The sequence below is a fragment of the Actinoplanes sp. SE50/110 genome (genome assembly GCF_900119315.1).
Lineage (GTDB): Bacteria > Actinomycetota > Actinomycetes > Mycobacteriales > Micromonosporaceae > Actinoplanes.
On record NZ_LT827010.1, the window covers coordinates 409,361 to 429,815 of the forward strand.

Annotated in this window: 18 protein-coding genes and 1 pseudogene; 13 read left to right on the forward strand and 6 right to left on the reverse strand. The window is 72.3% G+C overall.

Features of this window, described 5'->3' with window-relative positions:
- Positions 1 to 220 precede the first annotated feature (220 nt).
- From ACSP50_RS01800 to ACSP50_RS01820, 4 genes are all read left to right on the forward strand, one after another.
- The gene (locus ACSP50_RS01800; RefSeq protein WP_014687441.1) at positions 221 to 538 is read left to right on the forward strand and encodes a WXG100 family type VII secretion target; all 318 of its coding nucleotides are present in this window, start codon (positions 221 to 223) and stop codon (positions 536 to 538) included.
- Positions 539 to 594: 56 nt separating this feature from the next.
- On the forward strand, positions 595 to 888 hold the full coding sequence (locus tag ACSP50_RS01805) for a WXG100 family type VII secretion target (RefSeq protein WP_014687442.1): 294 nt from the start codon (positions 595 to 597) through the stop codon (positions 886 to 888).
- Between the two features lie 247 nt (positions 889 to 1,135).
- Positions 1,136 to 4,843, forward strand: a complete 3,708-nt coding sequence (locus ACSP50_RS43665) for an SseB family protein (RefSeq protein ID WP_231956839.1) — start codon at positions 1,136 to 1,138, stop codon at positions 4,841 to 4,843.
- Positions 4,840 to 5,205 carry a hypothetical protein gene (locus tag ACSP50_RS01820; protein WP_043510683.1) on the forward strand — a complete coding sequence of 122 codons (366 nt, stop codon included), beginning with the start codon at positions 4,840 to 4,842 and terminating at the stop codon, positions 5,203 to 5,205. Before ACSP50_RS43665 ends, ACSP50_RS01820 begins: the two co-directional genes overlap by 4 nt.
- 57 nt (positions 5,206 to 5,262) lie before the next feature.
- On the opposite strand, the gene ACSP50_RS01825 is transcribed toward ACSP50_RS01820, so the two are convergent.
- The 4 genes from ACSP50_RS01825 to acs all read right to left on the reverse strand — a co-directional run bounded on the left by ACSP50_RS01825 (position 5,263) and on the right by acs (position 11,377).
- A complete protein-coding gene (locus tag ACSP50_RS01825) occupies positions 5,263 to 6,174 on the reverse strand; it encodes an alpha/beta fold hydrolase (protein WP_014687446.1) in 912 nt (303 codons plus the stop codon).
- 60 nt (positions 6,175 to 6,234) lie between these two features.
- Positions 6,235 to 6,615 (reverse strand): hypothetical protein, encoded by a 381-nt coding sequence (locus ACSP50_RS01830; protein ID WP_014687447.1) that lies wholly within the window; start codon positions 6,613 to 6,615, stop codon positions 6,235 to 6,237.
- A gap of 125 nt (positions 6,616 to 6,740) precedes the next feature.
- Positions 6,741 to 9,128 (reverse strand): immune inhibitor A domain-containing protein, encoded by a 2,388-nt coding sequence (locus ACSP50_RS01835; RefSeq protein ID WP_043513363.1) that lies wholly within the window; start codon positions 9,126 to 9,128, stop codon positions 6,741 to 6,743.
- 263 nt (positions 9,129 to 9,391) lie between these two features.
- The gene (gene acs, locus ACSP50_RS01840) at positions 9,392 to 11,377 is read right to left on the reverse strand and encodes an acetate--CoA ligase (RefSeq protein WP_014687449.1); all 1,986 of its coding nucleotides are present in this window, start codon (positions 11,375 to 11,377) and stop codon (positions 9,392 to 9,394) included.
- A gap of 151 nt (positions 11,378 to 11,528) precedes the next feature.
- On the opposite strand from acs, the gene ACSP50_RS01845 reads away from it, so the two are divergent.
- Both ACSP50_RS01845 and ACSP50_RS01850 read left to right on the forward strand, forming a co-directional pair.
- Complete coding sequence (locus ACSP50_RS01845) at positions 11,529 to 12,266, forward strand: hypothetical protein (protein WP_014687450.1); 738 nt, start codon at positions 11,529 to 11,531, stop codon at positions 12,264 to 12,266.
- Positions 12,267 to 12,299: 33 nt separating this feature from the next.
- Positions 12,300 to 12,770 (forward strand): PH domain-containing protein, encoded by a 471-nt coding sequence (locus tag ACSP50_RS01850; protein ID WP_014687451.1) that lies wholly within the window; start codon positions 12,300 to 12,302, stop codon positions 12,768 to 12,770.
- A gap of 993 nt (positions 12,771 to 13,763) precedes the next feature.
- Here the strand turns inward: ACSP50_RS01850 and ACSP50_RS01855 are convergent.
- Positions 13,764 to 14,564: an HAD family phosphatase gene (locus ACSP50_RS01855; protein WP_014687452.1), complete on the reverse strand. Its 801-nt coding sequence runs from the start codon at positions 14,562 to 14,564 to the stop codon at positions 13,764 to 13,766.
- Positions 14,565 to 14,876: 312 nt separating this feature from the next.
- Complete coding sequence (locus ACSP50_RS01860) at positions 14,877 to 15,236, reverse strand: STAS domain-containing protein (RefSeq protein ID WP_014687453.1); 360 nt, start codon at positions 15,234 to 15,236, stop codon at positions 14,877 to 14,879.
- Positions 15,237 to 15,455: 219 nt separating this feature from the next.
- Between ACSP50_RS01860 and ssd the strand changes: the two genes are divergently transcribed.
- From ssd to ACSP50_RS43670, 7 genes and pseudogenes are all read left to right on the forward strand, one after another.
- On the forward strand, positions 15,456 to 16,526 hold the full coding sequence (ssd, locus tag ACSP50_RS01865; protein ID WP_014687454.1) for a septum site-determining protein Ssd: 1,071 nt from the start codon (positions 15,456 to 15,458) through the stop codon (positions 16,524 to 16,526).
- Positions 16,523 to 17,677 (forward strand): TadA family conjugal transfer-associated ATPase, encoded by a 1,155-nt coding sequence (locus ACSP50_RS01870; protein WP_014687455.1) that lies wholly within the window; start codon positions 16,523 to 16,525, stop codon positions 17,675 to 17,677. The genes ssd and ACSP50_RS01870 overlap by 4 nt, the downstream gene beginning before the upstream one ends.
- Positions 17,674 to 18,393, forward strand: coding sequence for a type II secretion system F family protein (locus ACSP50_RS01875; protein WP_014687456.1), 720 nt, complete (start codon positions 17,674 to 17,676; stop codon positions 18,391 to 18,393). Before ACSP50_RS01870 ends, ACSP50_RS01875 begins: the two co-directional genes overlap by 4 nt.
- A gap of 433 nt (positions 18,394 to 18,826) precedes the next feature.
- Positions 18,827 to 19,441 (forward strand): type II secretion system F family protein, encoded by a 615-nt coding sequence (locus ACSP50_RS01880; RefSeq protein WP_231956840.1) that lies wholly within the window; start codon positions 18,827 to 18,829, stop codon positions 19,439 to 19,441.
- A gap of 78 nt (positions 19,442 to 19,519) precedes the next feature.
- Positions 19,520 to 19,690: a DUF4244 domain-containing protein gene (locus tag ACSP50_RS01885; RefSeq protein ID WP_080127698.1), complete on the forward strand. Its 171-nt coding sequence runs from the start codon at positions 19,520 to 19,522 to the stop codon at positions 19,688 to 19,690.
- Positions 19,691 to 19,773: 83 nt separating this feature from the next.
- Entirely contained in the window at positions 19,774 to 20,100 is a 327-nt protein-coding gene (locus tag ACSP50_RS01890; protein ID WP_014687459.1) for a TadE family type IV pilus minor pilin, read from the forward strand.
- Between the two features lie 152 nt (positions 20,101 to 20,252).
- A pseudogene (locus ACSP50_RS43670) lies at positions 20,253 to 20,450 on the forward strand (Rv3654c family TadE-like protein); the annotation flags it as partial.
- Positions 20,451 to 20,455: the final 5 nt, after the last annotated feature.

A 20,455-nucleotide genomic window follows, 5' to 3' on the forward strand; every position in this document is an offset into this window, starting at 1 on the left:
CGACTTGCGCGGCTCATGGTAGAGCGAAATCCGGATCACCCGTGTCCGTTGTCCACAGGCGAGAGTTATCCACAGGTCTGGATTCGGGGGTTTCGCTGCCGTCCGCCGATCGCCTAGCGTCGAAGCCCGGGCGGTGACCAGGTGATCACGCTCAGGATCCATGCCTGGTCTCGCCCGTCATTCCGATGTCCACAGCAGAGAACGGGGGGTGACCTCAGAAATGGCTTACACCCAAGCGGAGACCACGGTGATGGCCCGCACCGCCGGGAAATTCGACCAGGTCAACGGTGTCCTGCAGGTGATGCTGGGCACGCTGATGACCGAGCTCGCCGACCTGAACGGCACGTGGAAGGGCCTCGGTGCGGCAGCCTTCGAGCAGGTCAAGAGGCAGTACGCGGAGGATCTGCAGCGCCTCAACAACGCACTCGCCGAGACGGCCGAGTCGATTCGGGCGTCCGGGGCCGGCTATCACGCCGCCGACTCCGAGGCCGCCAGCCGGGTCGCCCGCACCGGTGGCACCTTCACGCTGCCGCTCTGACTTTTCAGCACCACCCCGCTCCGGCCCGCTCTCCGATTCACTCCAGGAGGATTCTCGTGAACGACGGACTTCTGCTCGTCAACTTCGGCGCCCTGCAGCAGGCCGGCGCCAACATCGACAAGGCGCTCGGCACCCTGCGCGATCAGCTCGCGCAACTGGAGCAGGATGCCGCGCCGCTGGTGTCGAACTGGGCCGGCGAGGCGCAGCATGCCTATGCGCAGCGGCAGGCCACCTGGCGCGCCGCGTCCGCTGACCTGGAGGCCATCCTCAGCCGGATCAGGCTGGCGGTGGACGAGTCGGCCACCGACTACCTGACCACCGAACGGGCGGCTACCCAACGGTTCCAGTGACGCCGTGGCGTACCCGTTCGGGCGGTCCCAAAGGTCCGTTCCGGGTGGGTTGAGGTCGCCCGTTCGCGTACTGGTCCGGGCGGTTGACACGGCTACCATCGGTTGTTGGATCATTGCGCCGGGCGATTGGAGCGCGCGTACCTGCTCGGTGCGGCCGGGAACCGGACATGTCCGGACACAACTCGGCCATCAGCGCACTGCCGCCCATTGTCATAGCGGTCTGGCCTTGTAGGTTATACGCGTTGAGATGGCTCAGTCGTACGCGTGGGGAGAGGTGGACGTGTCCGAGTGGGAGCCGGTTACCGACGCTGAGGTCGCGATGCGCGACGCGTTGCGTACCGACGACCAGGAGTCCTATTTCCGCATCCTCGCTGGTGTCGAACTCCTGCTGCCGGTCTCGGCCGACGCGCTCGCGGGTCTGGCACCGCTCGGCTGGGGCACCTGGAGCACCGGCGGACGCACGCACGTGCTGGCGTTCACCTCACAGGAGGCGTTGCGTGCCTGCCTGTCCGACTACACCGGCGCGTCCCGCCGGGTGGCGTACGCGGAGCTCGCCAACACCTGGCCCAACCTGGAGTGGTGGCTGGCGGTCAACCCCGGTCTACCGATCGAGGGTTACCTCCCCGCCTGGTTCGTCGCCCAGCTAGCCCGCGGTGACCTGCGGCTGCCCACCCGCGGCCCGGGGCGGGAGGTCCACGGCACCTCCAAGATCCAGGAGCTCGGTGCGGCCGCGCTCGCGGCCAAGCGGGCCGGTGAGGGCCCCGGCGGGCCGACCCATGAGACGTCGGCAGCAGCCGCGTCCGGGGGGCCGGGTCATCCGGCCGGTCCCGGCGGCGCGTCCGGCGTAGGTTCTCGGCCGCCGCAGCCCGGGGCGGTCCCCTCTTCTCTGCCCCAGCGTGGCGCGCCTGTTCCGGCCGGCGCCGCGCAGTTCGGTCCCGGCGGGCAGCTCGGTGCCGGTCCCGGTGGTTCCGGCGGGCAATTCGCCGCTGCCCCCGGCGGTTCCGGCGGGGAACTCGGTGGTGCTCCGGGCGGGCAGCCGGGTGGTGCGCCGATGAACACGCCGAGCGGGCTTCCGGTGCGTGCGCCGAGCCTGCCCACCCGTTCGACCACTCCCTCCGGGCTGCCGGTGCGCACTCCGGCCGCGGGTGAGTCGCCGGCCGCTCCCGCGGCTGACCAGCCGCCGGCCGCCTACCAGGCGCCGGGCGTGCCCGGTGTGCCCGGCGGGCTGCCCGGCCGTACTCCGGCCGGCAGCGGTTCGGCCACGCCCGGGTGGAATTCGGACTCCATGCCGTTCGGGCCGGAGAACGATCCGCGCGGGCCGTTGCAGGACCTGAACGCGCCGCTCCCGGTGCGGACTCCGATGGCCAACACCCCGCCGATCCCCGAGCACGTCAAGCCGTACGACCCGGCCGAGGCCCAGGTCGACCCGAACTGGGCGGCGATCGGCGGCGGCCGGGCCGGTGACCCGGCGAGCCCGGGGGCTCCAGCCCCGTCCGGCCTCGGTGCTCCGGCGGGTCCCGGCGCATCGTCCGGGCTCGGCGCGCCGGCTGCCGCTCCGCTGCCGTCGCGTGGCGGTTCGGATCTGCCCCGGCGCCAGCCCGGTCAGGCGGCCGGGCCCAGCCAGACGACGTCGTTCTCCGGGTTCACCAATGCACGGACGATGCCCGGCTCCGCCTCCGCCCCGCCGCCCGGCTTCCCGCAGGGGCCCGCCTCTCCGCAGGCCGCGGCCGCGCAGAGCGCACCGGCCCCGGGTGGTCCAGGCCTGGGCTCGCCGGCTCTCGGTGCCCCGGGTTCGGGCGCGCCGTCCCCCGGTGCGGCTTCGCCCGGTGGATCGAACGGTGGGCTGCCCCGCCGTCAGGTCACTCCGCCTTCGGAGCGGCCGGCGTCGATGGCGGCCGCCGCGCAGGCGCTCACCGGTGGGCACACGCCCGCTCCGGATCCCGGCCTCGCGCAGCGGGATGTTCCACCGGCGGACCGATTCGGGCCGTCCGGGCCCGCGCCGGCGCTGCCGCAGCGTTCTGATCTCGGGCAGGGCGGCGGTGACCGACCGGCGCCCGGCGGGCGTCCCGGCCTGCTGCCGCCGGTGATCCCCGGCGCTCCCGGTGCGGACCGTGGCGGCATTCCCGGTGGCTACGGCGGCGCTTCCGGTCCCGGCACGCCGGGGTCCGGCCTCGGCCCGTCCGGGGCGCCCGTGTCCGGCTCCGGTCCGTCCGGCTTCCCCGAGGGGCGACCCGCTCCGGCCGCTGCCGGCGCTCCGGCTCCGGCTGCTGCCGCTGCTCCGGTTTCGGCTCCGGCTGTTCCCGGCATCCCGATCTCGGCTCCGCCTGCTCCGGGTGCTCCGGTTTCACCCCCGCCCGCTCCCGATGCCCCCGTTTCGGGGCCGGCTGCTCCCGGTGTCCCGGTTTCGGCTGCTCTCGGCGCGCCGATCTCCGGTGCGGCTGCTCCCGGCGTCCCCCTTTCGGGTGCCGGCACTCCGGGCGTGGCCAACGGCTTGCCCGCAGCCACCGGCAGTCCTGCCTCGGCGTATGCCGCTCCCGGCAGTCCTGCCTCGGCGTATGCCATTCCGACCGGTCCTGCTCCGGCTTACGCGCCGTCCATCCCCGCCGGCTACAGCTCCCCGCCAGCCGGCTACACCGGTCCTTCCACACCCGTTCCCGGCGGTTACAGCGCCCCCGCGGTGCCCGCTCCGGGAGGTTACGGCGCTCCGGCCTCGGATGGCTACGGTGCTTCGCCGGTGTCCGGTCCGGGCGGTCACGGCGGGACCTCAGCGCCGGCGCCAGCCGCCTACAGCGCTCCGACGGCGCCCGGCCCGGCCTTCGGGATGCCGCCGCAGGGCAGCCCGGCCTCGGCGTATGCCAGTCAGGCCCACGCCACACAGATCATCTCGCTGACCCCGCAGACCACGGCCGCGCCGACCTCCGGCGCCTCCGGTCTGGGCATCGCGGGGTCGTCGACCGGTGGCAGCTCCGGGCAGGGCGGCCGGGCGCGGGAGGACTTCGTCCCGGCCAACGAGACCGAGCGGGAGCTGCAGGACGCCGCGGACGCCGGGAACACCGACGTCTTCCTCTCCACGCTGCTGCTGGCGCACGTCCTGGTCCCGGTGGCCCACCACTCCCGCCCGGGCAGCGCGCCCGGCGAGTCCGGCTTCGCGTTCCAGCCGGAGGAGGTCGAGGGCGAGAAGTTCCTGGTCGTCTTCACCAGCAAGGACCGGCTGTCCGAGCATTTCGGCGAGCCGACCCGCACGGTGGGCGTCCGGTTCTACGAGCTGATCCGCAACTGGCCCGACCCGAACTGGTCGTTCGCCGTCAACCCGGGCACCCCGGTCGGCGCGAAGTATCCGGGCACCCAGATCATCGCGCTCGCGAACTGGGCGACCGAGGCCGGTCTCGGCGCCGAGCCGATCGAGTCGCCGTCCGCCGAGGAGCCGGCCGCTGTCGTGCCGGCCCCGGAGCCGGCCAGCGACGAGGCGCAGCACGCCACGGTCATGCAGAAGACGATCGCCGCCGGCCAGGTCGACTACTACCTGGACCGGGGCTACGACCGGGTGGCCGGTTTCGTGCACCGCGCGTCCGAGGTCGAGCATCTGCGCACCCCGGCGGAGCTGTTCGGTGCGCTGGGCCTCAGCTACGACGGTTCGCCGTTCCAGGCGGATGCCAAGGAGGCGTTCGTGCTGCGCTGGCCGGCATTCCGGCCCAGCCTGTACCGGATTCCCTACGGCGGACAGAACGAGCAGGCGCTGCGTGCCATGGACGGCTGGGTGATCGAGCGGCCGCCGTTCCGGGGCAACGGCTTCGCCCCGGGTGAGGGCCGCGACGTGATCGCCGAGTTCAAGGTGGACAGTGTGCGGCTGCCGCACGGCGCCCAGTTGTGGCGTCTGGACGCGGACGGCAACGAACGCATGGTGGCGATCTTCGACGCGGACGGACCGCTCTGGCGCCGGGTGGGTGAGCAGTGATGCGTGACGGTTACGTGGTGTCCTGGCAGGGTCAGGAGTACGACGCGGTGCCCGACGGCGACAGGGTGCGGATCTACACGGCCCAGGCGACGGAGGGTTTCGCCGAGGTCAAGCCCGGGCGGTACGTGCGGGTGCTGGAGCCGGACGAGTACGACGAGGTGGCGTACGTCCGGACCATGTGCACCTGGCGGGGAGAGCCGTTCATCGTGCTCGCCGAGGCGGACACCTGGCTGCGGCTGGAGTACACCGGCGGGCGTGCGCCGGTGGCCCGCCGGCTCGGGCTGGAGGAGTTCGACTACGGCGTCTACCAGGGCTGGGCCCCGGCGAACGAGATTCGCGACCGGTACGAGCACCGGGTCTGAGCGAACCGGAACCGGCCGCCGGAAAGCCACGAGCGGCCGGCGGACGGGTGGGCGCGGCTAGGGCGTCTTCAGCCAGCGGAGGATCTCGCCGGTGACGAAGTCCGGCGCCTCCTGGTGGATGAAGTGCCCGGCACCGGGCAGCAGCCGCCACTCGTACGGCGCGGTCACATACCGCCCGGAGCCCTGCGCCGTGCGCGGCAGGATGGCCGTGTCCAGGGAACCGTGCAGCTGCAGGGTGGGCATCCCGAGCGGCTGCTGCATCAGCTTCACGAAGCGGTAGCCCTGCAGCCGGAGGGCACTGCGCGCCACCCACCGGTACGCCTCCAGGGCGCAGAACGACGCCTGCGGGATCTGCATGGCCTGCCGGCAGCGGTACGAGTAGTCGGCGAACTCCGGGGTGGCCGCCCACTCCGGGCTGCTCCAGTGCTGCATGAGTTCGCCGATGAGCGCCGCGTCGTCACGGGTCAGGACATGCTCGTACCGCGGAACCTGGAATTTGAGAATCGTGGCGGAAGCCGCGAACTGTCCGCGCGGGTCGGCGAACAGCGCGGCCCGCAACCGCAGCGGGTGGGCCGCGCCGAGCACCACCAGCCGGTTGACGAGTTTGGGGTGGAAGGCCGCGGCGGCCCAGCCGATCATCCCGCCGGCGCCGGCGCCGACGATCGTGGCGGAGCGCTCACCCAGGGCCCGGATCAGGCCGGTCACGTCGGCGGCCATCGTGTACCCGTCGTATCCCCGCGGGGGCTTGTCGCTGTGACCGTATCCGCGCAGATCGATGGCCGCGGCCCGGTAGCCGGCGTCGGCGACCCGGGTCATGATGTCGTGCCAGGCCCACCAGAACTCCGGGAAGCCGTGCAGGAACAGGACGAGCGGCCCGGAGCCCATCTCGGCGACGTGGAACCGGCTGCCGTTGGCGCCGACGAAGCGGTGGGTCCACGGCCCTTCCGCCATCACCACCGATTCGTCCATGCGGCCAGCCTATGCTGCCCTGTCACGACCGGCGCGCGGCACTCAGGAACCGGAGCGTGATCATCCGACCGGCGCGGCCGCGGTCACCGCCATCAGGTCACCGGGCCCGCAGTAGATCTTCAGCAGCGTCGACTCCAGTTTGACCTGGACCCGGGCGCCCTCGGTGAGGGTGAGGCCGTCGCCGTTGTACAGCGCGAACGCGGCGCCGTCGTCGGAGGTGAAGCCGTAACAGGGACCGCTGCCGCCCCGGCTGACCACACCGGTCAGCCAGCCGGTGTTCGGCTTGGTGTCGGTGGGGTCCCGGGGCGGCTTGACCGGGCGGGTGAGGGTGGGCAGCGGCGCCGGATCGGCCGTTGGCACGGCGGCCGGGGCGGCTCCGCACCCGGCGACCAGCGCCCCCGTGATCACGGCGAGCCCGGCCCGGACCAGGTGACTGCGCATTCCGCCCATCCTTCCCGCGCGACGAGCGCATCGGTGGGACGCGTCCCGGCGCGCACGGGTTCCCGTGGAAAAGGGGACGACGCCCGGAGCGTAGGGGCCCCGGGCGTCGCTGGTGGTGCGGTGGGTCAGGAGACGGCCACGGTCATCGACGTACCGAGCTGGCTCAAGACCTTGATCTTGACGCCGACCGCGGGGAGCTTGACGCCCTGGTTGGGCAGCTCGTCGTAGTAGTACTTGTCCTTGTCGTTGAAGACCGTCCGGCCCCACTGCGGCGTGATCAGCGAGGGCTTGCCGGCCTGGTGCAGCAGCATGCCGTCGGTCGGGTACAGCCCGAACGGCGCGTCGTAGATCTGCACGCGGACGCGCCACGGCTTGCCGTCCGGAGCCAGGAACGGCTTCGGGTGCGCGTCGATGTAGAGGTTGCGGCCCGACCCCGGGTGGGCCGGCGTGTTGTTGTCGGCCTGCGAGGTGTCCCAATACGAGATGAGCAGGCCGGTCTGGTAGTTGTAGTGCTCCACCCAGTCCGGCTTGTCGGCGAACCCGAAGTTGTACGGGCCGGTGGCCAGGTACTTGTCGTACGAGGTGTAGCTGCGGTAACCGGCGATGTAGTAGTTCGGGTAGTTCTGCACGACGGTGGACCCGATGACGGTGAACCCGGCCAGGGTCCACACGCCGTTGCCCTCAGCGCCGTCCGTGCTCAGCGTCGCGCCGTCGGCCGACACGGTGATCTCGTCACCGAAGAAACCACCCTTGTTGGTCCCGCTGTCGCTGACGTACCGCAGCCGCAGCGAGATCTTCTTCCCGGCGTACGCGGTGAGCGGCACCGTGATGTCCGACCAGCTCTTTCCACCGTTGCCGGTCAGGCCCGGGTTGCCGCCGGCGTCCCGGGGGAACGGCTTGTCACCCACGGTGCCGTCGAGTTTGGTCCAGGTGGTGCCGCCGTCCGCGGACGCCTCGAAGAACTGGTAGTCGTATCCGGTCTCGATGTTGTACCGGCCCTTGAGGCTGAGCGCGGCGGTGGTCTTCCCGGTGAGGTCCACCGTCGTGGTCATCGAGGTGTTCAGGTTGTCGGCGTTGCCGGAGTAGAACTGCTTGGTGCCGGCGGCCGGCGCACCCATGTCGTAGGAGACCGGTTTCTCCGGCAGGTTGACCACCACAGCCTGCTTCTTCTTGGTGTTGTACTCCTCCGGGCCGAGGTTGACGACCTTCTTCTGCCCGGCGTCCACCTTCTCGTAGTTCAGCCAGCCCAGCTGCAGCTTGTTCCAGGCGCCGAGGTCGCCCGGCCGGTTGCCGATGCCCTGGTCGTGCCGGCCGTTGAGGCGGCTCTGCGCCATCAGCGTCCAGTACTCGTTCGGGTTGTCGCCCGGGTGGTCGCCGTCGGTGTTGTAGTCGTCCGGCAGACCGAGGTCGTGGGTGTACTCGTGCGTGAAGACGCTGAGGCCACCGTTCTCCGGCTGGATGGTGTAGTCACCGATCCAGATGCCGGTGTTGCCGATCTCGGTGCCGCCGAGCCGGTTGGTGGCCGGGCCGGTGGAGCCGACGTCGGTGCCGTAGGCGTACCACCGGTGGCTCCAGATCGCGTCCTCACCCTGCTGCGGGTCACCGTCGGCCTGGTCACCGCCGGCGTGCACGATCTGGAAGTGGTCGATGTAGCCGTCCGGCTCGTTGAAGTTGCCGTCACCGTCGTAGTCGTACCGGTCGTACTGGTCGAACGACTTCATGTCCTCGGCGATCTGCGCGTCCGTGCGGCCGGCCTTCTTCTGGTCGGCGACCCACGCGTTCGCGGCGTCCCGGACGAGTGCCCAGGTGTTGTTGCAGGTGCTGGAGTGGCAGACGGCCGGGTCGTTGGCCGGGTTGGTGGTGTCCTCGTCCTTGACCGGGTCGTTGGAGCGGCCGTACCGCGCCTCGTTGTAGGGCACCTTCACCCAGTCGGTGACCTCGCCGCCGACGCTGTACCGGCCGGACGACTGGGTCTCGAAGTAGGTCTTGAGCGACTCGGCGCCGGCGCCGGTGCCGAAGTACATCTGGCGGAAGTGGTCCGCCGAGTAGTCCGACTGCCAGATCGTCGAGTTGTCGACCTTGCGGTCCGGCTGTGGGATCTGGTTGTGCAGCGGGCCGCTGAACGTCGTCGGGCCGGCCGTGGTCGGGTCGGTGTCCTTGTCCGGGTAGGCCGGATCCCGCTGGTCACCGAACTCGGCGAGGATCACGAAGATCCGGTCGGTGCGCTCGTTGCCCAGCTCGACGTACTGGTTCTGCCCGATGTGGCCCAGCGGGCCCCGGCCACTCGGCGCTCGGCCCAGGTTGACCACCTGGCTGCCGTGCCGGTTCTCGATCTTGGCCTTGCCGCTGATCACGTCGGCGACCGCCTGCTGGCGCAGCTCGCGGCGCTTGGCCTCGAGCGGCTGCGGCAGGTCGTCGACGTTCACGGTGTCGGCCGAGGTCGACGGGGCGGTGTCAACCGGGGGCGCCGCGAAGGCCGTGGCCGGGAAAGACGCCCCGACACTGGTGACCATCGCGGCGCCGAGCAGTCCTGCGACCACCTTGCGCACTGATTACCTCCGTTATGCGGCCGGACGCTGGGTGCAGCGACGGCCAGGCGTAAACGATCCCGTGGTTCGGGACTGCCTCTGAACGTAGGTAAATCAGTCGATGTACGGGGTGGGAGATCGCGATTGATAGATGATGGTTACGTGGTATGCCGGCGCCATAACATCGGCGTCGGGAAGCCGGAAGGCCGGCGACGCGTGCGGCGTCACCGGCCCTCCCGCAGCGGGCTTCAGTCCTCCGATGTGGACGACTTCATGCCGGAGCTGATCAGGTCCATCACCGTCGAGTCCTGCAGGGTGGTGACGTCGCCGAGCGAGCGGTTCTCCGCCACGTCGCGCAGCAGGCGGCGCATGATCTTGCCGGACCGGGTCTTCGGCAGCTCCGCGACCAGCATGATCTGGCGGGGCTTGGCGATCGGCCCGAGCGTCTTGGCCACGTGGTTGCGCAGCTCCTGGATGAGCTCCTGGCCGGCGGCGCCCTCGGTCGCCACGTGACCGCGCGGGATGGCGAACGCCACGATCGCCTGGCCGGTCGTCGGGTCGGTGGCGCCGACCACCGCGGCCTCGGCCACCGACGGGTGCGAGACCAGCGCCGACTCCACCTCGGTGGTGGAGATGTTGTGCCCGGACACCAGCATCACGTCGTCGACCCGGCCGAGCAGCCAGAGCGCGCCGTCCTCGTCCTTCTTCGCCCCGTCACCGGCGAAGTAGATCCACTTGTCGCCGTTGCCGGCGCCCGCGCCGAACCGGGACCAGTACGTGTCGATGAACCGCTGGTCGTCGCCCCAGATGGTGCGCAGCATCGACGGCCACGGCTCGGTCAGCACCAGGAAGCCACCGCCGCCGTTCGGCACCGGGGTCGCGGTGTCGTCGACCACGTCGGCGCTGATCCCGGGCAGGGCGGTCATCGCCGAACCGGGCTTGGCCGCGGTCACCCCCGGCAGCGGGGAGATCATCACGGCGCCGGTCTCGGTCTGCCACCAGGTGTCGACCACCGGGGTGCGCTCGTGGCCGACGTGCTCCCGGTACCACATCCAGGCCTCGGGGTTGATCGGCTCGCCGACGCTGCCCAGCACGCGCAGCGAGGACAGGTCGTACTTCGCCGGGATGTCGTCGCCCCACTTCATCATGGTGCGGATCAGCGTGGGCGCGGTGTACAGGATGGACACCTTGTACTTGTCGACGATCTGCCAGAACCGGCCGCGGTCCGGGGTGTCCGGGGTGCCCTCGTACATCACCTGGGTGGCACCGTTGGAGAGCGGCCCGTACACGATGTAGGAGTGCCCGGTGACCCAGCCGATGTCGGCGGTGCACCAGTAGACGTCCGACTCCGGCTTCAGGTCGAAGACCGCATCATGGGTGTACGACGTCTGCGTCAGGTATCCGCCCGTGGTGTGCAGGATGCCCTTCGGCTTACCGGTCGTGCCCGAGGTGTAAAGGATGAAGAGCGGGTGCTCGGCGTCGAACGGCTGCGCCACGTGCTCCGAGCCGGCATTCTCGACCGTTTCGTGCCACCACTTGTCCTTGGCCGTCCAGGCGACCTCCTGCCCGGTGCGGCGGACCACCAGCACGTGCTCGATGCTCGCGCAGCGGGCCACCGCCTCGTCGACGGTCGGCTTCAGCGCGGACGGCTTGCCGCGCCGGTAGCCACCGTCGGCGGTGATCACGACCTTGGCGTCGGCGTCCTGGATCCGGGTGGCGAGCGCCTCCACCGAGAAGCCGCCGAAGACCACGCTGTGCGTGGCGCCGATCCGGGCGCAGGCGAGCATCGCCACCGCGGCCTCGGGGATCATCGGCAGGTAGATGGCGACCCGGTCGCCGGCGCGCACGCCCAGCTCGGTCAGCGTGTTGGCCGCCTGCGAGACCAGCTTCAGCAGCTCGGCGTACGTCACCGTGCGGGTATCGCCCGGCTCGCCCTCCCAGTGGATGGCGACCTTGTCGCCGTGGCCGGCCTCGACGTGCCGGTCGACGCAGTTGTACGCCACGTTCAGCTCGCCGCCGACGAACCACTTGGCGAACGGCGGGTGGGACCAGTCCAGCACCTGATCCCACGGCTTCGCCCAGGTCAGACGCTCGGCCTGGCGCTCCCAGTAGGCGAGCCGGTCGGCAGCCGCCTCCTCGTACGCCTCGGCCTTGACGTTGGCGCCGGCCGCGAGGTCGGCGGGCGGCGGGAACTGCCGCGTCTCCGAGTACAAATTCTCCAGTGTCTCGCTCATGAGGGCGGCTCCTCTGCCATGACCGGGGTCTCTACGTTGCACACTAGTGGGTGCGCGCCGGATGACGCGTAGGTGATTGGTACTGCGCGAATCTTGCCAGTTCCACTCGTATTTGTGCACCCCGCGTTTCCGCGGTTTTACCGGTTACCGTGTGCAGGTGGATCCACTAGCTCCCCTGCTCGATCTCGCTGACGTCGCTCCGGCCCTGGCCGCGGCCCGGGACAGCGTCGACACCGCCATGCGGCACCGGGCCCTGCGGCGGCACGGCGGCCAGGTCGCCGCCGAGGCCAGCCTGCGCGCCGCGGTCGCCAGCGCCGCCCTGGAAGGCAACGTCCACGACCTCGACGACGTGCGGGCCGGCACGATCACCGACCCGGTCGTGCAGGGCGCCCTGCGGGTCGCCGAGGGCCTCGGCGGCCTGGTCGACCTCTGGCCCCGTGCTCCCCGCCAGGTCCTTGCCAAGCTTCACGTGCTCGCCGCCCGCGGCGTCGTCCCGGCCGACGAGCTGGGCCGGCTCACCGGCGGCGCCGAACGCATCGACGCCCTCGCCGGCCTGGTCGCCGGCAACGAGGAGACCCCGCCGCTGCTGCTCGCCGCGATCGTGCACGCCGAGCTGATCACCCTGCGCCCGTTCGCCGGCCCGGCCGGCGTCGTCGCCCGCGCCGCCGCCCGGCTCACCCTGATCGGCCGCGGCTTCGACCCGCGCGGCCTGGTCGGCGTCGAAACCGGCCACCTCGCCCGCGAACCCGAATACGTCGGCTCGGCCGGCGCCTACGCCACCGGCACCCCGGACGGCGTCCGCTCCTGGCTGCGCCACTACGCCGCGGCGATCACCGCCGGCGCCGAGGAGATCACCGCCATCGGCGACTCGGTATTGGCATCCGTCTGACCTGAGATCGAATCGGCGTCGCATAATTTCCGGGTGGCTGACAACTGGGTGCGTCCCTACGACCCCGGCACCGGCCGGTGGCTGGTCATCGCCTGGGAGGCGTTCGCCCTGACGATGCTGACCTGGGCCAGCGTCCGGCAGTTCGACCTGATGGGCCACGGCGTGCGGGTGGTCGCCTGCCTGCTCGCCGCGGTCTGGGTGATCGGCGCCTGGCGGATCCTGCAACTCGGCGTCTACGTCAGCCCGGACGGCGTGCTCGTCCGCGGCCTGCTGCGCTCCCGGATGCTGCGCTGGCGGGACATCGCCGGGGTCCGGTTGCACCGCGCGACCCATCGGCTCGGGCCGTGGGAGATCGAGGGCGGCAACACGGTCCTGCTGGAGCGGCTGGACGGGGCGACGATCAACACCGAGTTGTGGGAGCGGGGGGTCGACTTCCACTCGCGGCCCAAGGTCTTCCGCGCCGTCTACCAGGAGATCCGCCACCGTCACCAGGCGGCGCGATAGGCCGCGATGGCTGCGGGCCGGGCGTCGGTCGCAGGTCGTGGCAGCACTGCATACGTCTCGGATCCCCTGATCCGTCCCCGGGTCTCGGATCCTATGATCCGTCCCCGGCAGGCTTCCGAAGTCGCCGGGATCGGATTCACCGGCAAGCTTCCGACGTCGCCGGGATCGGATTCATCCTCGGGAAGTGAAGAGCCGGCGTCCCTGTCGGGGGCGCCGGCTTCGCGCGTCCGGACCGGGTTATCAAGCGTGCACCTGGGTCGTTGTCGACGGTCCAGCAGCCTGGTGGCGATGATCCCCATGAAGGCGGAAGCACCACCTGTGGCGGAGGTCCCGTCGCAACGTGCCTGCCGTGGCTGATCGCGCGTGGGTTCCCGGTGGCCGTGCACGAGACCCGATCATCGACCGTCCAGCAGATCGGCCATCCAGTGATCCTGGACGCCCGGAAAGCCGGTGACTCCGACTGCCGGTGGTGCCGATTTCTCGTTGGCCCCGCGACTCCTTTCTACGCCGCTCCCGGCATGATCGCCAGGTATCGGGCCAGCAAATCTGGTGATCATCGATTACTCAGACCGAAGACATCCGCGCTGGTCATCGCATTGCAGCAGCTTCCGGGGGACGCCGGGGCGGTGCCGGTACACGATCCCATTCAAGATCAAATTCATGATGTCGTATGTCCGCGCTGATCACCGACCGCCGCTCCCGCCGAGGGTCCCTGCGGGCCGAGCTGGCCGCTACGCGTCCAGAACGCTCAGCCCTCCGGTCCTACATCCGCGTGTGCCCACTGAACCGAAAACCACCGCCCGTTGCAGCCCCGCTGCGCCTGCATCGCGAGCGCTTTGTGCCTGCCGCTGCGCCCGAACCGCGGGGCGGTGGGTTGGCGTCCACTGTGCGGGGCGGTGGGTTCGGTGCGGTGGGGAGCTTGACGGCGTACCGCCGCAATCGGGTTTTGAAGGGGAGCGGTCTCGGGCCGCGGCCGCAGGCGGGTGGGGCGTCTCAGGCCGCGGCGGCTCGGGCGCGGCGGTGGCGGCCGTAGAGGGCGAAGCCGATGGCGACGCCGACGCCGACGCCGAGGGCGGCGGCGACCGGGACGGCCGGGCGGTCGCGGAGGCGTTTGCCGAGGGCGATCGGGTGGCGGAACTCCAGCACCGGCCAGGAGCGTTCGGCGGCGACGCGGCGCAGGGCGCGGTCCGGGTTCACGACGCTGGGGTGGCCGACCGCTTCGAGCATCGGCAGGTCACTGCTGGAATCCGAATAGGCGAAGCACTGGCCGAGGTCGTAGCCGCGGGTGGCGGCCAGCGCACGGATGCCGACGACCTTGGCCGGGCCGGCCGCGTAGAACTCGACGTCGCCGCTGTATCGCCCGTCGACGATGGCCATCCGGGTGGCGATCACGTCGGAGATGCCGAGCAGCTCGCCGATCGGACGGACCATCTCGTCGCCGGACGCCGAGACGAGCACCACGTCACGGCCGGCCGCCTGGTGCTCGGCGATGAGCGCGGCGGCCTCGGCGTAGACGTACGGATTGATCAGCTCGTTGAGGGTCTCCGCGACAATCTGTTGCACCTGCTCGATCCGCCAGCCCTTGCAGAGCGTGGCCAGATAGTCACGGGTGCGGGCCATCGCCTGCTCGTCGGTGCCGCCGCCGAGCCGGAACATCAGCTGGGCATAGGCGGATTTCACCACGTCACGGCGGGTGATCAGGCCATCCCGATAGAACGGCCGTCCGAAGGCCAGTGCGCTGGACTTGGCGATGACGGTCTTGTCGAGGTCGAAAAACGCGGCGCTGGGGCCCACGGGCCGAAAGTGTAGCCGCAACCCGTCGATCCGCGAGCACCCGTTTCCCGTGACGCGCAGTGAAATCGGGCAGACAGGCAGGGACGCTTCATTGAGTCACATTCGGTACTCGACGGCTGCCTCAGTCTGAGGCAGACTTGTGTTTGCGATGGGGAAGAGTGTTGTTACCGTCGCGTCCCGTATGCCTCACCGATATGGCTCTCGGCGGCCGCGCCCCCGCGGTGGCCGAGTTGATTCGGCTCGACCCCCCCGGAGCCGAATCCCAGGACGACCCCCGTCTCCCCCGGCGGGGGTCGTTCCCTTCATGGGGGCTCAGGCGCCGGTCGCGTGCGCCTGGCCGGCGCTCTCCTCGAAGCTGTCCGTGACCCCGAAGAAACCGCTGAGCCCGGTCACGGTGAGAACGCGCCGGAAAGTGGGGCTGGCGTTGATCACCAGGTATCGAACGTTGCTCTCCGTGGCGGTTCGGTAGCCGTCGATCAGTGCGCCGAGGCCGGTCGAGTCGATGAACGACGCATCCCGCAGGTCGATCTGGACCAGCGGCGGTGACCAGTCGGCGACCGCGTGCCGGATGCCGTCGGCAACCTCGTCGGCATTGGAGAAGTCGATCTCTCCGAACACTGTGATCGTGACCGTGCCGTCGTCCGCGAGCGTGGTCCGGATCGAGCTCTCCATACCCCACTCCATCGGTCCGTGTCGGCACAACATACCCAACTCGGGCCGGTCCATTCGCCGAAGGTGGAGAGCCCGCCCGCATAGCAGATCCCACCGACCCGCGGGAGTTGTCCACAGCGCTCCGAGTTATCCACAGGCCGGCAGATCGTGATTGCCCGGGACCGGCGCCGCCCGGGAGGTTGGGCGGGCCCGAACCCGCGCTCACCACCGGAGGCCGCGATGCCCCAGCCGCTCCGCCCACTCCTGGTCACCGCCGACGGCGACCTCCTCGACGACCTGCTGCGGCTGGCCGCGGCCGCGGACAGCGAGGCGGACGTGGCCGCCGACCCGGCCGCCGCCCGACTCCGCTTCCCGTCCGCCCCGATCGTGCTGATCGGCGCCGACCTGGCCGTGGCCTGCGCGCGGGCCCGGCTGCCCCGCCGATCCCGGGTGATCGTCGTGCTGCGCGGCAGCCCACCCGAGGGACTGTGGCCCACAGCGGAATCCCTCGGCGCCGAGCACGTCGCGGCGCTGCCCGAGGCCGAGCCGTGGCTGATCGAGCAACTCGCCACCCGGCCCCGGCCGCCCGCCGTCTCCCGCACCCTCGCCGTGATCGGCGGCCGCGGCGGCGCCGGGGCCAGCATCCTCGCCGCCGGACTCGCCGGGACCGCGGTCGCCGCGGGCCGCCGCACCCTGCTGATCGACGCCGACCCACTCGGCGGCGGCCTCGACCTGGTGCTCGGCTGGGAGCAGGTCAGCGGCCTGCGCTGGCCCGGGCTCGCCGGGGCCGGCGGCCGGGTCGACCCGCCGGCCCTGCTCAACGCACTGCCACACCGCGGCGACCTGGTGCTGCTCTCCTTCGACCGGGACCAGATGACCGGGGTGCCGGCCGAGGCGATGGCCGCCACCCTGGACGCCGCCCGGCGCGGTCGCGACGTGATCGTCGCCGACCTACCCCGGCAACTCGACGACGCCGCGGCGCTGGCCCTGCAGGCCGCCGACCGGACCCTGCTGGTGGTCCCCGCCGAGCTGCGGGCCACAGCGGCCGCGGCACGGACCCTGGCCCAGATCCGGCCGCACTGCGAGCAGGTCTCGGTCGTGGTGCGCGGGCCCGCCCCCGGGCGACTGCGGCCCCGCGACATCGCGCAGACGCTCGGTCTGCCCCTGGCCGGGGCGCTGCGGCCCGACCCGGCGATGTGCCAGGACCTCGAACGCGGGACAGCGCCGGCCACGAGCGGGAAAGGGCCGCTCGCCGAGCTCTGCCGGCGGCTGGTCGACGAACTGATGCGGCCGCCGGCGGTGGCGGCATGAGCGTGGTCGACCGGGTGCGGCGGCAGCTCGCCTACGACGGGGTGGAAGCCACCCCGGCGGCCGTGGTGAGCGCGGTGCGCCGGGACGGTGAGGTCCTCGGTGACCACGCCGTGCTGCGCCTCGCCGACCGGGTGCGCGACCAGATGATCGGGGCCGGTCCGCTCGCGCCGCTGCTCAGCGACCCGCTGGTCACCGACGTGCTGGTGAACGGCGTGCAGGTCTGGGTCGACCGGGGCGCCGGGTTGCAGCGGGCCGCGGTGCGGCTCGGCGATCCGGAGGACGTGCGGCGGCTTGCCCAGCGGCTGGTCGCGGCCTGCGGGCGGCGGCTCGACGACGGCCAGCCGTACGCGGACGCGCGGCTGCCCGACGGCACCCGCCTGCACGCCGTGCTGCCCCCGGTCGCCACCCACGGGCCGTACCTTTCGCTGCGGACCTTCCGGCAGCGCCCGTTCAGCCTCGGCGACCTGGTCACCCACGCGACGGTGCCGGCCGCGGCCGCGCCACTGCTCGAAGCTGTCGTCGCCGCCGGGCTGGCCTACCTGGTCACCGGCGGCACCGGCAGCGGCAAGACCACTCTGCTCGCCACCCTGCTCGGGCTGGTCCCGCCGACCGAGCGGATCGTGCTGGTCGAGGACGCGGCCGAGCTGCGCCCGGTGCACCCGCACGTGGTGGCGTTGCAGGCCCGCACGGCGAATGTGGAGGGCGCCGGCGCGATCGGGCTGACCGACCTGGTGCGGCAGGCGCTGCGGATGCGCCCCGACCGGCTGGTCATCGGGGAGTGCCGTGGCCCCGAGATCGTCGACCTGCTCGGGGCGCTGAACACCGGGCACGACGGCGGCGCGGGAACACTGCACGCCAACGCCCCGGGCGACGTACCGGCCCGGCTGGAAGCGCTTGGGCTGCTCGGCGGGCTGCCCCGGGCCGCGCTGCACGCGCAGGTGCTGGCCGCCCTGCAGGTGGTGTTGCACCTCCGGCGGGTCGGTGGCGCACGGCTGCTGGAATCGATCGGCATCCTGGTGCCCGCCGGGACCGAACGGCTCACCTCCGTGGTGACCGCCTGGGACCGGACCACCGGCCCCGGGCCCGGTCCGTTCGCGCGGATGCTGCGGGCCCGCGGGATCACCGCTCCACCGGTGCCGGCGGCGTCATGATCGCGGTGCTGGTGGCCTGCCTGCTCGGCTGCGCGGTGGTGATCGCCTGGCCACGAGCCGGGACGCTGGCCCGGCTCTCCGGGCGGTCACCCGGACTCCGGCTGCCTCGGCCGCGGCTGCCGGAACCCGACCGGCGCGGGGCGGCCGCTCTCGCCGGAGCGACGGCACTGGTCGCGCTGGTGGCCGGCGGGCCGGTCGCGGCCGTCGGCGGGGCGGTCTACGCGGGGATCGGCGGGGCCGCATGGGTGCGCCGGACTCGGCAGAAGCGGGCCGCGGCCGGCCGTCTGGCGGCGCTGGACGCGCTGTCGTCCCTGGTGGCGGATCTGCGGGCCGGGTTGCCGCCGGGGTTCGGCGTGCCGTCGACCGGGCTGGACGGCGACGAGCGGATCGCGCGGCTCAGCGCCACGGTGTGGCGTCTCGCCGAGCGCACCGGGGCGCCCGCGGCCGATCTGCTGGAGCGGATCGAGGCGGACGCGCGGGCCGCGGACCGGGCACGCGCGTCGGCCGCCGCCCAGGCGGCGGGGGTGCAGGCGACATCCCTGCTGCTGGCGGTGCTTCCGGTGGGTGGCCTCGGCCTCGGGTACGCGATCGGTGCCGACTCGCTGCACATCCTGCTGCGTACGCGGTTGGGGGCGGTCTGCGCGATCGGAGCGCTGGCGTTGCAGCTCGCCGGACTGCAGTGGGCGCGGCGGATCGCGAACGGGCCGCGCCGATGACCGAGCCGTGCGGGGTGCCCGCGTCGCCGGGAGCGGCGGCCGGATGTGGAGAGCCGGCGGTGTGCGGGGCGTCGGCGGTGCTGCGGCCGGGTGGGCCGGTTCGGGTGCCGCTGCGCGAGTGTTGCGTCGCGGCGCTGCTCGGGGCGGGCGGTTCAGGCAGCGCCTGTCGAGCGGCTGTCCCGGTGCGCCGGGGGAGCCGGGTCGTGCCCGCTCCGCGGCGGACCCGAGCCGCTCGGCGCGATCAGCGGGCCCGGTCGGTTCGGGCCGGCCGGACTCTCCGGGTGGTTCGGATGGTCCGGTGGAGAGCTTCGCCGTCGGCAGCGGGCCATCCGATGGAGGTGGGCACATGAGCCGGTGGGGGCGGGCCGGACGCCGGCTGGGGCGATTGCGATCGGCAGGGCTTTCCGATGCGGCCCGGTCGAGGTCGCCGGATGTGGCTGCCGACCCGGTGCCGGCGCGGCGACGGCATGCCTTGCTCGGGTTGCTCGCCGGTGCCTCGGCCGCCGGTCTGGTCGGCGGCTGGTGGGGCCTGCCGGTCGGGTTGGTGACCGCGATCGGCGTGGAACGCGCGCTGCGGAACCAGGAACCGGCCGACGTCCGGCGGGAACGTCACCAGGCGGGTGCGGACCTGCCACTCGGCGTGGACCTGTTGGCCGCGGCGTTGCGGGCCGGCGCGCCGGTGGACCGGGCCGCAGCCGCGGTCGCCGACGCGGTGGGCGGGCCGCTCGGTGCGCGCATGCAACGGACCGCCCGGTCGCTGCGACTCGGTGCCGGGCCGGCCGAAGCGTGGGCGCACCTGGCCGGCCTGCCCGGCGCGGACCGGCTGACCGCGACGGCGATCCGGTCCAGCGCCAGCGGCGGGGCGCTCGCCGCAGCGCTCGAACGGCTCGCCGGTGATCTGCGGGCCGACCGTGCGGTGGCGACGCAGGCGGCGGCGGAACGCGCGGCGGTGTTCATCGTCCTGCCGCTCGGACTGTGTTTTCTGCCCGCCTTCCTGCTGGCCGGCCTGGTGCCGGTGCTGATCGCCGTGCTCGGCCGGTTGCTGTGAAGGCGTTGAAGCGTGACCCGAGGCGCGGCATCCGGCCGCTTCTCCCGACTCAGGAGGATTCTTTTGCATCGATTCGTCATGACGTTCCGGCGGCTGCGCATGGAGGCGGTCGACGCCGGATACAGCACCGTGGAGTACGCGGTGGGGGTTCTCGGGGCGGCCGGCCTCGCACTGCTCCTGTGCAAGGTGCTGACCAGCACGTCGATCCAGAGCGCACTGAACACCATGATTCTTCGGGCGCTGAAGTGATCGGGCGCCGGCGGGCCGGCCGGGGACGGGACGGGCATCGGCGCGCAGGACGCGGGCCCGGCCGGGATCGGGGTGCGTTCACGGTGGAGCTCGCGGCCGGGCTGCCGGCGCTGGTGGTGCTGATGTTCGCCGGGATCACGGCGGTGACCGCGGTGGTCACCAAGGCGCAATGCCTGGATGCCGCCCGGGAGGCCGCTCTGGCCGAGGCGCGGGGCGAGCATTCGGTTTCGGCGGCCCGGACGGCTCCGGACGGGGCTGACATCCGGGTGGTCGGAGATCGGGACAGCGTCACGGCGACGGTGACCGTGCGGGTTCGTGTGCTCGGCGCCCGGCTGCCCGGGATCCGGGTGGTGGGCTCCGCGGTCGCCGCCCGGGAACCCGGCCCGCAGCCCATCGAAGGTCGACGTTGAGGTGACCGCGAGGCAGGGGGAGCGCGGCGGGCCTGGGAAAGGGGATGAGGCCGATGGCTCGGCGGGTGAGGCCGGTGGCGGCCGGTGGCCGTGATCGGGGGTCGGCTTCGATCTTCGTGCTGGCGGTGGGGCTGTTTCTGGTGGCGGCCGGGATGGCGGGCGCCGCAGTGGCGGAGGCCAGGGTGGCCCGGCACGCCGCGCGCAATGCGGCGGACTTCGCGGCGCTCGCCGGAGCCGGTCATGCCGTCGAGGGGGCGGGGGCGGCTTGTGCGGCCGCGGCGCGATACGCGGGGGCGAACGGTGCGCGGCTGACCTCGTGCGAGGTGACCGGGCTTGAGGTGGTGGTCCGGACGGA

Excerpts from the sequence above, each read along its gene's own strand:
- ACSP50_RS01860 (WP_014687453.1), bottom strand. The coding sequence starts at position 15,236 with ATGGAGAGCTCGATCCGGACCACGCTCGCGGACGACGGCACGGTCACG.
- ACSP50_RS01800 (WP_014687441.1), top strand. The coding sequence starts at position 221 with ATGGCTTACACCCAAGCGGAGACCACGGTGATGGCCCGCACCGCCGGG.
- ACSP50_RS01835 (WP_043513363.1), bottom strand. The coding sequence starts at position 9,128 with ATGGTCACCAGTGTCGGGGCGTCTTTCCCGGCCACGGCCTTCGCGGCG.
- ACSP50_RS01870 (WP_014687455.1), top strand. The coding sequence starts at position 16,523 with ATGAGCGTGGTCGACCGGGTGCGGCGGCAGCTCGCCTACGACGGGGTG.
- ssd (WP_014687454.1), top strand. The coding sequence starts at position 15,456 with ATGCCCCAGCCGCTCCGCCCACTCCTGGTCACCGCCGACGGCGACCTC.
- ACSP50_RS01885 (WP_080127698.1), top strand. The coding sequence starts at position 19,520 with ATGACGTTCCGGCGGCTGCGCATGGAGGCGGTCGACGCCGGATACAGC.
- ACSP50_RS43665 (WP_231956839.1), top strand. The coding sequence starts at position 1,136 with ATGGCTCAGTCGTACGCGTGGGGAGAGGTGGACGTGTCCGAGTGGGAG.
- ACSP50_RS01825 (WP_014687446.1), bottom strand. The coding sequence starts at position 6,174 with ATGGACGAATCGGTGGTGATGGCGGAAGGGCCGTGGACCCACCGCTTC.
- acs (WP_014687449.1), bottom strand. The coding sequence starts at position 11,377 with ATGAGCGAGACACTGGAGAATTTGTACTCGGAGACGCGGCAGTTCCCG.
- ACSP50_RS01875 (WP_014687456.1), top strand. The coding sequence starts at position 17,674 with ATGATCGCGGTGCTGGTGGCCTGCCTGCTCGGCTGCGCGGTGGTGATC.
- ACSP50_RS01830 (WP_014687447.1), bottom strand. The coding sequence starts at position 6,615 with ATGCGCAGTCACCTGGTCCGGGCCGGGCTCGCCGTGATCACGGGGGCG.